The organism is Rosenbergiella metrosideri, assembly GCF_022602565.1.
GTDB classification, from domain to species: Bacteria; Pseudomonadota; Gammaproteobacteria; order Enterobacterales; family Enterobacteriaceae; genus Rosenbergiella; species Rosenbergiella metrosideri.
This window is the reverse complement of record NZ_JALBCV010000023.1, coordinates 18,949-27,782: the sequence shown is the minus strand read 5'-3', so window position 1 is coordinate 27,782 and position 8,834 is coordinate 18,949. Positions and strand designations below refer to the sequence as shown.

Annotated in this window: 11 protein-coding genes; 5 read left to right on the top strand and 6 right to left on the bottom strand. The window is 44.7% G+C overall.

The genetic code is table 11. The features are described 5' to 3' along the window. The first annotated feature begins 143 nt into the window (after nt 1-143). Nucleotides 144-683 carry a gamma carbonic anhydrase family protein gene (locus MKR94_RS15685; protein WP_241647766.1) on the top strand — a complete coding sequence of 180 codons (540 nt, stop codon included), beginning with the start codon at nt 144-146 and terminating at the stop codon, nt 681-683. Here the strand turns inward: MKR94_RS15685 and MKR94_RS15680 are convergent. From MKR94_RS15680 to dprA, 6 genes are read right to left on the bottom strand one after another with little or no spacing between them, the layout of a single operon-like run. Beyond that, the gene (locus tag MKR94_RS15680; RefSeq protein WP_241647765.1) at nt 665-916 is read right to left on the bottom strand and encodes a DUF1488 family protein; all 252 of its coding nucleotides are present in this window, start codon (nt 914-916) and stop codon (nt 665-667) included. The two genes, MKR94_RS15685 and MKR94_RS15680, sit on opposite strands and share 19 nt — an antisense overlap. Next, a complete protein-coding gene (gene aroE / locus MKR94_RS15675; protein ID WP_241647764.1) occupies nt 913-1,734 on the bottom strand; it encodes a shikimate dehydrogenase in 822 nt (273 codons plus the stop codon). The genes MKR94_RS15680 and aroE overlap by 4 nt, the downstream gene beginning before the upstream one ends. A gap of 4 nt (nt 1,735-1,738) precedes the next feature. Next, entirely contained in the window at nt 1,739-2,311 is a 573-nt protein-coding gene (gene tsaC, locus MKR94_RS15670) for an L-threonylcarbamoyladenylate synthase type 1 TsaC (protein ID WP_241647763.1), read from the bottom strand. A 4-nt stretch (nt 2,312-2,315) separates the two neighbouring features. After that, a complete protein-coding gene (locus MKR94_RS15665) occupies nt 2,316-2,867 on the bottom strand; it encodes a DNA topoisomerase family protein (RefSeq protein ID WP_241647762.1) in 552 nt (183 codons plus the stop codon). A gap of 23 nt (nt 2,868-2,890) precedes the next feature. Next, the gene (locus tag MKR94_RS15660) at nt 2,891-3,364 is read right to left on the bottom strand and encodes a DUF494 family protein (RefSeq protein WP_048912833.1); all 474 of its coding nucleotides are present in this window, start codon (nt 3,362-3,364) and stop codon (nt 2,891-2,893) included. Next, nucleotides 3,336-4,472, bottom strand: coding sequence for a DNA-protecting protein DprA (dprA, locus tag MKR94_RS15655; RefSeq protein WP_241647761.1), 1,137 nt, complete (start codon nt 4,470-4,472; stop codon nt 3,336-3,338). Before dprA ends, MKR94_RS15660 begins: the two co-directional genes overlap by 29 nt. Nucleotides 4,473-4,573: 101 nt before the next feature. Here dprA and def point away from each other — a divergent pair, with 101 nt between their 5' ends. Genes def through trkA form a run of 4 tightly spaced genes read left to right on the top strand, consistent with a single transcriptional unit; the run spans nt 4,574 to nt 8,785 of the window. Further along, the gene (gene def / locus MKR94_RS15650) at nt 4,574-5,080 is read left to right on the top strand and encodes a peptide deformylase (protein ID WP_214218557.1); all 507 of its coding nucleotides are present in this window, start codon (nt 4,574-4,576) and stop codon (nt 5,078-5,080) included. A 30-nt stretch (nt 5,081-5,110) separates the two neighbouring features. Continuing rightward, the gene (gene fmt / locus MKR94_RS15645; protein ID WP_241647760.1) at nt 5,111-6,058 is read left to right on the top strand and encodes a methionyl-tRNA formyltransferase; all 948 of its coding nucleotides are present in this window, start codon (nt 5,111-5,113) and stop codon (nt 6,056-6,058) included. Nucleotides 6,059-6,094: 36 nt separating this feature from the next. Beyond that, complete coding sequence (gene rsmB / locus MKR94_RS15640) at nt 6,095-7,384, top strand: 16S rRNA (cytosine(967)-C(5))-methyltransferase RsmB (protein WP_241647759.1); 1,290 nt, start codon at nt 6,095-6,097, stop codon at nt 7,382-7,384. A 24-nt stretch (nt 7,385-7,408) separates the two neighbouring features. Then, entirely contained in the window at nt 7,409-8,785 is a 1,377-nt protein-coding gene (gene trkA / locus MKR94_RS15635; RefSeq protein WP_241593270.1) for a Trk system potassium transporter TrkA, read from the top strand. The last annotated feature ends 49 nt before the right edge of the window (nt 8,786-8,834 follow it).

Below are 8,834 nucleotides of genomic sequence, written 5' to 3'. Positions count from 1 at the left end.
GGAGTTCCGCTCAGAGCGCAAGGGATTATTTAAACTTTTTTACTGACTGGTGATTAATGAATCACTCCGTATAAAAAGGCTGCATTTTTCTTTAGAAATAGGCGATCCTTACCGCGATTTCATATTCAAAAGGTTGAAAGGTTATGCAAAACCCATTGCGTTGCTTTAAGGCATATTTCCCCATTGTTGGTAAAGAGGTATTTATCGATCCCTCTGCAGTGGTTATTGGCGATGTGATCCTTAAAGATCATTCAAGCATATGGCCACTTGTAGTTATTCGTGGCGACGTTAATCAGATCACTATTGGTGCAAGAAGCAACATACAAGATGGTTCGGTACTACACGTGACACATCGTTCGGAGAAGAATCCACTCGGCCACCCCCTTACCATTGGTGATGACGTCACCGTCGGTCATAAGGTGATGCTACATGGTTGCCGGATCGGTAATAGAGTGTTAGTTGGGATGGGTAGCATCATTCTTGATGCTGTTGAAATTGAAGATGACGTATTAATTGGTGCAGGTACCCTTATTCCGTCAAATAAAAAATTAATCAGTGGTTATCTCTATATGGGTAATCCAGTCAGACAAGTACGCCCACTTACAGATGACGAAATAAAAGGTTTAAAAAAATCAGCAGAAAATTATACAAACTGGAAGCAAGATTATATCGATAGCCAGTAACAGCCATGACTATCATCAAGCTCAAGGGTAATGGCCTTCTCGGCCATTTCTTCAATATCCCAACGGTTTTGATCGAAAAGTGTGAGTGGATCTCCTTCGCCGAAGTGGTTGCTTAACTCGACAATACTCATGGCACAAGTCAATTTACGGCCGCTGTCTAATGCTGAGAAAACCACTGCCTGCCTCTCAGAATCGAAGTATTCATCTTCTAGAAATTGTATTGCTTGATTCATGCAGACATTTCACTACGCAGCTGCATAATCACAGGATTGATATCAGGCATAATATCGTGCCAAAGCGCAAAGGCGTGTGCGGCTTGCCCGACTAACATTCCAAGTCCATCCGCCGTCTCTTTTACGTTGTGGCTTATTGCCCAATCAATAAAAGGCGTGTTACCGACTTGGTAAAACATATCGTAACAACTCGTCTTAGGTGTGAAGCAGTGTTCACTCAGCGGTGGACGTTTACCGCTTACTCCGCTTGAGGTCGCATTAACGATGAGATCGTAATCATGATGGGTATCTCTTTCTAGATGGAGAGACAGTGTGCCTATCTCCTTAAATTCATTAATCATCGCTTCCGCTTTAGATTGCGTTCTATTACTTATTGATAGCTGATAGCCTGCCTGCAGTAGAGGTTGAATTGCCCCTCTTGCTGCACCACCAGCCCCTAAGATAAGAATCTTAGCGTTATCAAATAAAGTAAAGTGCCGATGAAGATCTGAGACAAGGCCAACTCCATCAGTGTTATCCCCCAAGATCTCGCCGTTATCGAGCAGCTTTAAGGTATTCACTGCACCGGCACATTGCGCACGCTCTGTTAGGTGATCAGCAAGTGCAAAAGCTTCTTGCTTGAAGGGTAAGGTGACGTTAGCCCCCTTTCCGCCCTGATCAAAAAATTGCTTTACTGATTTTTCGAATGCCCCCAATTCCACTAGCAAGCTACCATAGTGATGAGCAATAGCGGTTTGTTTAGCAAACTGCTGGTGAATAAAAGGGGATTTGCTGTGAGAAATAGGGTTTCCTATTACGACATATTCATAGTTGTGCATTTTGTTACCCCTCACGAATACGCTCGCCCGTTAAAGCATTTCTTATCTCTGAAGGATTCTCTCGGCCCCCGGTCGAAGCTTTGACCACTGCAAAATCCTCTCCAAACTGATCGATAACCTCATCCCAAACTCTAGCGGGAGGCTGGCCCGATAGGTTGGCGCTGGTTGAAACCAATGGTTTACCGACTGATTCACAAAGTTGCCGAGCAACAGGATGGTCGGTGACTCGCACCGCAATGCTCTCAAATTTCCCAGTGACCCATTTAGGAGCGTTGCGCGATGCTGGTACAACGAAAGTCACCGGTCCTGGCCAATGACCTAACATTCTTTTTTCTTGTAACTCACTGATTTCGTCAACGGCTATATAAGGACGTAATTGCTCATAAGACGCCGCAATCAGAATAAGCCCCTTCTCCACTGGTCGCTGTTTTAGCTGTAGTAATTCCTCGACAGCTTGTTGATTATCCGGATCACAGCCAAGACCAAACACAGCCTCGGTAGGGTAAGCGATAACTTTTCCATCTTGCAGTGCTGCGATACAGTGGGTTAATGATTCTTGATAAGAGATGTTAGACATTCGTTTACTCTTCAGAAATAGAACTGGCTTCTATTCCACAGGTTTTATTGGCACAAAAGGTTTTAATCCCTTTCGCACTCTTCTTATTATAGAGCAGCTTAAAACCACAATGGGCGCATACTCCACTAATAGGCGGATGATTCAACGCGTAGCGACATTTGGGATATTCTGAACAAGCATAAAAGGTTTTACCAAAACGCGATTGTCTTTTTACTAGCGTTCCATGCTGACATTCAGGGCAAGGCTCCTCCGTCGAATCGGCATGGGTGATCGCCTCAGAATAATCACAATGTGGATAGTCAGTACACCCAATAAACATTCCATAACGTCCCTGCCTTAAGGCCTTATCGGCACCACACGCCGGACAAGCATGACCTTCGAGCACTTTGATGATATGCCCATCAGCAGAGGGGGTTAACGAACGAAGATAATCACATTGCGGAAACGTTGAGCAACCTAGAAATGGGCCATGTTGGCCCGAGCGTATGACGAGCTCTGCGCCACACTGGGGGCAGAGCTCTTGTTGCGCTGCAGAAAATAATTCGACTTTAGACATGGATTCACAATTAACAGCGATTCTCAGTGGATCACTCTATCCGTTACATCGAATAGTAGATCTTCCATCTGTTGGTAGGCGTTCTCACACCCAGGAATATTGAAAAGAACCATCAATATTACCCATTTGAGATCATCCAACTCGAATGATTGGGTATCGAGAGCAGTCACACGCTCAATAACCATCTCACGTGTTTCAATGTTGAGGACTTGCATCTGTTCAAGCAGTAAAATGAAGCCCCGACATTCTGCATCTAATTTCATGCTTTCCTGTTCTGTATAAATACGCACAGAGAGAGGGTCGTTAAGCATCAACAATGGTTCGACTAATCCATCTTGATAATCTGCAAGCTTTTCTAACCAACTCAAAGCATTGTATATATCTTCTTGATGAAAACCTGCATCAGTTAAGTCATTGGTCAACTTATCCTGATCCACCTGCATTTCAATTTCACTGTGGATATATGTCTCAAACAAGTACATTAGAACGTCGAACATGGCTTGCCCTCCTTAATCGGACATAGCCGCCGGGTACAGCTGCGATCCACCCTGCTAACTCCAGCTCCAGTAATGCGACAACTGTTTCTGGCACAGGTTGGCCGGCACGTTCAGCGACAACGTCAACAGATGTTACCTCATCTCCTACGTTAGCCAAGAGATGAACAAATGGCAATGGTACTTTATCACTCTGCTCAAAATTTATTGAGTTGATCGGCGGATATAGCACAGATGGATGAGCCGAGTGTAGATCTTCAATGATATCGCCAGCCTCTCCCACCAGCAATGCGCCTTGTTGTATTAACCAATGGCAACCAGCTGAAGATGGGCTATGTAACGAACCGGGTAGCGCGTAAACATTTCTATTTTGTTCTAGAGCATACCGGGCAGTGATCAAAGAACCACTGCGCAGTGAGGCTTCAACCACTAATGTGCCGACACTCAACCCACTAATAATTCGGTTTCTCCTCGGAAAATTAGTCCCTTTCGGCGGTACCCCTAACGGAAATTCGCTGACGACTAAGCCACCTTTATCGATGATCTCATCATAAAGAGAAATATTCTCAGGTGGATAGACATGCCCTAATCCGCTTCCCAATACCGCAATTGTCGCCCCTGTACAGGATAATGCTGCACGATGCGCAGTGGCATCAATTCCCACCGCCAGTCCACTGGTAATAGTGATATTGTGGCGAGCAATATCGCTCGAAAACCTGTCGGCCCAATACTTTCCATAGTATGTACAGTGACGACTTCCGACTATGGCAAGTTGTACCTTATCCAATAGCGCTATATTTCCAACAGCAAAGAGGTATAACGGTGGTGATGCACACTGCTTGAGGGATTGGGGATAATAGGGATGATGGTAGTGGATAAAGTACTGCTCCTTACCCGTCATCCATTGTTGAGCATGCGTAATTTCTTGTAGCGGAAAACCACTATATTGACTAATTTGCGAGTCAGTCAGCCCAAGCTGCCGAAGCGTATCGCTGTTTATCTCCGGCTGTTGCTGCAGGGCGTTAATCAGATACAGACGATGAGCATACTTAATATTCTTTATCGCTACACATCGCAGCCAGGTTTCTATTTCCTTTAATTCCGTTTGCATAGTGAACACTCCGTTGCCTTATCAAGACTGTCAATCATGCAGTGAAAGGGCTACAATAAGCATGAATAATTAACCCTTTTTGAATAGAAATTTGGAAATTTATGTCAGTGTTACAAGTACTACATTATCCTGACGAGCGGCTTCGCAAAGTAGCAAAGCCTGTTGCTCAAGTGACTAGCGATATCAAACAGATTGTCGACGATATGTTCGAGACAATGTATGCCGAAGAAGGCATTGGTCTTGCGGCGACTCAAGTTGATATTCATCAACGTATTATCGTGATTGATGTCTCCGAAGAACGTAACGAACGTCTCGTTTTGATCAATCCAGAGATCCTCAGCAAATGTGGTGAAACGGGTATTGAAGAAGGATGTCTGTCTATCCCTGAACAGCGAGCGTTAGTTCCACGAGCCGAGAAAGTGAGCGTGCGAGCATTAAACCGTGAAGGCGAGCAGTTTGAACTTGATGCTGACGGGTTACTGGCGATTTGTATTCAGCATGAAATCGACCACTTAGAGGGGAAGCTTTTTATCGATTACCTCTCACCTTTAAAGCGTCAACGTATTCGTCAAAAACTTGAAAAACTTGCTCGTCAAAACCGCGGCTAATCCCTTACTTATTACGTAGAGAACGGTACAGTGTCTGACTCCTTAAAAATAATTTTTGCCGGGACACCGGATTTTGCTGCAAAACATCTGGAAGTATTGCTCAACTCACCTTACCAAGTTGTTGGAGTCTTCACGCAGCCCGACCGTCCAGCTGGACGCGGGAAAAAACTGATGCCGTCTCCCGTTAAGGTTCTTGCCGAAGCGCATGGCCTCCCGGTATTTCAACCAGACTCACTGCGTAATGCCGAACAGCAGCAATTAGTGGCTGATCTGAATGCGGACGTAATGGTGGTTGTCGCTTACGGCCTCATTTTGCCCGCTAAAGTCTTAGAGATGCCTAAATTGGGCTGCTTGAATGTCCACGGCTCATTACTTCCCGCATGGCGAGGTGCCGCACCGATCCAAAGAGCTTTATGGGCCGGTGATACACTAACCGGCATCACTATTATGCAGATGGATGTCGGTCTAGATACTGGCGATATGTTATTGAAGGTCTCTTGTCCTATCCTACCGCAGGATACTAGTGCATCCCTTTACGACAAACTCGCGGAATTAGGCCCTCAAGCTCTTTTAGAGAGTTTGCATCAGCTTTCACAAAATACACTGGTACCTGAGAAACAGGACGATAGCGTAGCAACCTATGCTCATAAATTGAGTAAAGAAGAAGCCCGTATTGATTGGAACCTACCGGCTACAACTTTAGAACGTTGTATTAGGGCATTCAACCCGTGGCCATTTAGCTATTTTGTAATCAGTGACCAAAATATTAAAGTTTGGCGTGCTTCCGCGATCGCTTCTAATGAGAAAATGATCCCTGGGACGATCATTTCTGCCGCAAAATCAGGTATTCAAGTGGCCACCAGTCAAGGCATTCTTAACTTAGAAATAATGCAACCAGCGGGTAAAAAGCCTATGTCTACCCAAGACCTGCTTAATTCTCGACAAGAGTGGTTTACGCCTGGAACGGTTCTACATTAGAAAGCCTCGGTCTTTCAATCACCATATGAGTAATGCATGAAAAATTCAGTTAACCTGCGCGGTATCGCCGCACAACTGGTTGAGCAGGTTATTGATAAAGGCCAATCTTTATCAACGGTTCTCCCACAAGCACAACGACTATTAGCCGATAAAGACCGAGCGCTACTACAAGAACTTAGTTTTGGGGTGATACGCTTCCTGCCGCAACTTGATCACATTATCCTACAATTAATGGATAAACCCATGAAAGGGAAGCAAAGGGTCATTCACTACTTGCTGATGGTTGGTATCTACCAACTTAAGCATACGCGTGTTCCCCCCCATGCAGCCCTCGCTGAGACAGTTCAGGCCGCCGTGTCGTTGAAACGTCAAAGCTTTAAAGGTCTTATTAACGGTGTACTAAGAACTTATCAAAGGCGCCAATCAGAATTTAGCTTTGAACATGCCGCAGATTCGGTGAAATATCTTCACCCTTCTTGGTTTATCAATAGAATAAAAGCCGCTTGGCCTGATGAATGGGTATCTATTGTTGAAGCGAATAATAGTCGTCCTCCGATGTGGTTAAGGGTTAATGCACTTCATCATTCAAGAGATGATTGGCTTAATATGCTGCAAGAAGCGGGCTTTTCTGCGACAACGACCCCACTCTCTCCACAAGCTTTATGCCTTGAAAAACCCGTTGGCGTAACCTTGCTTCCTGGGTTTCAAGATGGCTGGGTTACGGTACAAGATTTATCCGCCCAACGTTGTTCTCTTTATTTAGATCCTCAACCTAGTGAGAAAATCCTCGATATCTGTGCGGCACCCGGCGGAAAAACTACGCATATACTCGAACTTGCGAGGAACGCAGAGGTAACCGCCGTCGATATTGATGAACAACGTTTAGCGAGAGTAGCCGAGAACCTAGAGCGGTTAAATTTAACCGCAACGTTAATCTGTGGTGATGGTCGCTACCCAGATCAATGGCTCGAAGATCAACTTTTTGATCGTATTCTTCTTGATGCACCATGCTCTGCAACCGGTGTAATACGTCGCCACCCAGATATCAAATGGCTTAGACGAGATAATGATATTGCTGAGTTAGCATTACTTCAGAAAGAGATATTCGAAGCCGCTTGGAAGCGTCTCAAATCAGGCGGTACATTACTGTATGCAACCTGTTCAATTCTACCGGAAGAGAATAGTTGCCAAGTGGCAGATTTCATTGCTTCACATTCTGACGCAAGCCATGTAGTCCTCCCTGGAGGTACTGATCAAGGTTTACAGGTGCTACCTTCTGAATTAGGCGGCGACGGTTTCTTCTACGCAAAACTCATCAAACATTAATTTAACGATAAGAGTGTCACGACGATGAAAATTATTATCCTGGGTGCTGGTCAAGTTGGCGGGACGCTTGCAGAAAATCTAGTGGGCGAGAATAATGATGTGACCGTCGTGGACACTGACCCAACGCGTTTACGCGGTTTACAAGATAAGTTCGATCTTCGTGTCGTAACAGGTTCAGGATCGCATCCCCGTACTTTAGAAGAAGCCGGTGCGGAAGATGCCGACATGTTGGTGGCCGTCACAAGCTCAGATGAAACCAATATGATTGCCTGTCAGATTGCTTACACGCTATTTAATACCCCTAATCGTATTGCCCGCATCCGTGCTTCAGAATATTTACACGATATGGATAAGCTGTTTATTCCCGAAGCTATCCCTATAGATCATTTAATCGCCCCAGAACAATTAGTGATCGATAATATTTTTAGACTGATTGAATATCCTGGTGCATTGCAAGTCGTAAACTTTGCTGATGATAAAGTCAGCCTCGCAGTAGTCAAAGCTTATTATGGTGGCCCACTTGTTGGAAATCCTCTTTCAACAATGCGTGAACATATGCCTCATATAGAAAGTCGAGTGTCTGCAATTTTTAGGCAAGACCGGCCTATTCGGCCACAAGGTACCACCATCATTGAAGCCGGAGATGAAGTATTCTTTATTGCTGCCAATCAACATATTCGTGCCGTAATGAGTGAAATGCAGCGCCTGGAAAAACCCTATAAGAGAATAATGCTCGTCGGTGGGGGAAACATTGGCTTCGGCTTAGCGAAGAAACTCGAAAAGCAATACAGTATTAAGCTAATCGAGCGTAATAAAGAACGCGCCGCTGAGCTGGCCCAACAGCTTAATAATACTACAGTGTTTTATGGTGATGCCTCGGATCAGGAACTCTTGGCTGAAGAGAATATCGATCAAGTCGATCTATTCATTGCGGTCACCAACGATGATGAAGCGAATATTATGTCTGCCATGTTGGCTAAGAAGATGGGGGCGAAGAAAGCAATGGTCTTGATCCAAAGACGTGCTTACGTCGATCTCGTTCAAGGCAGTGTTATCGATATCGCTATATCCCCTCAACAAGCGACTATATCGGCTTTACTAGGTCATGTAAGGAAAGCTGATATTGTAAGCGTACATTCATTACGCAGAGGGATAGCTGAAGCCATCGAAGCTATTGCCCATGGAGAAGAAAGCACCTCACGGGTAGTAGGAAGAACCATCCAAGAAATAAAATTACCTCCAGGAACAATTATCGGTGCAATTGTAAGAGGAGATGAGGTCATTATCGCTAATGATACGACAAGAATCGAGCAAGCCGATCATGTCATCATGTTTTTAACTGACAAGAAATATGTAAGTGACGTTGAGAAGCTTTTCCAACCAAGTCCATTCTTCTTGTAGATTGATGTAGACAATGATTAACGGGCATACGTAGTAATATAAAATTTAT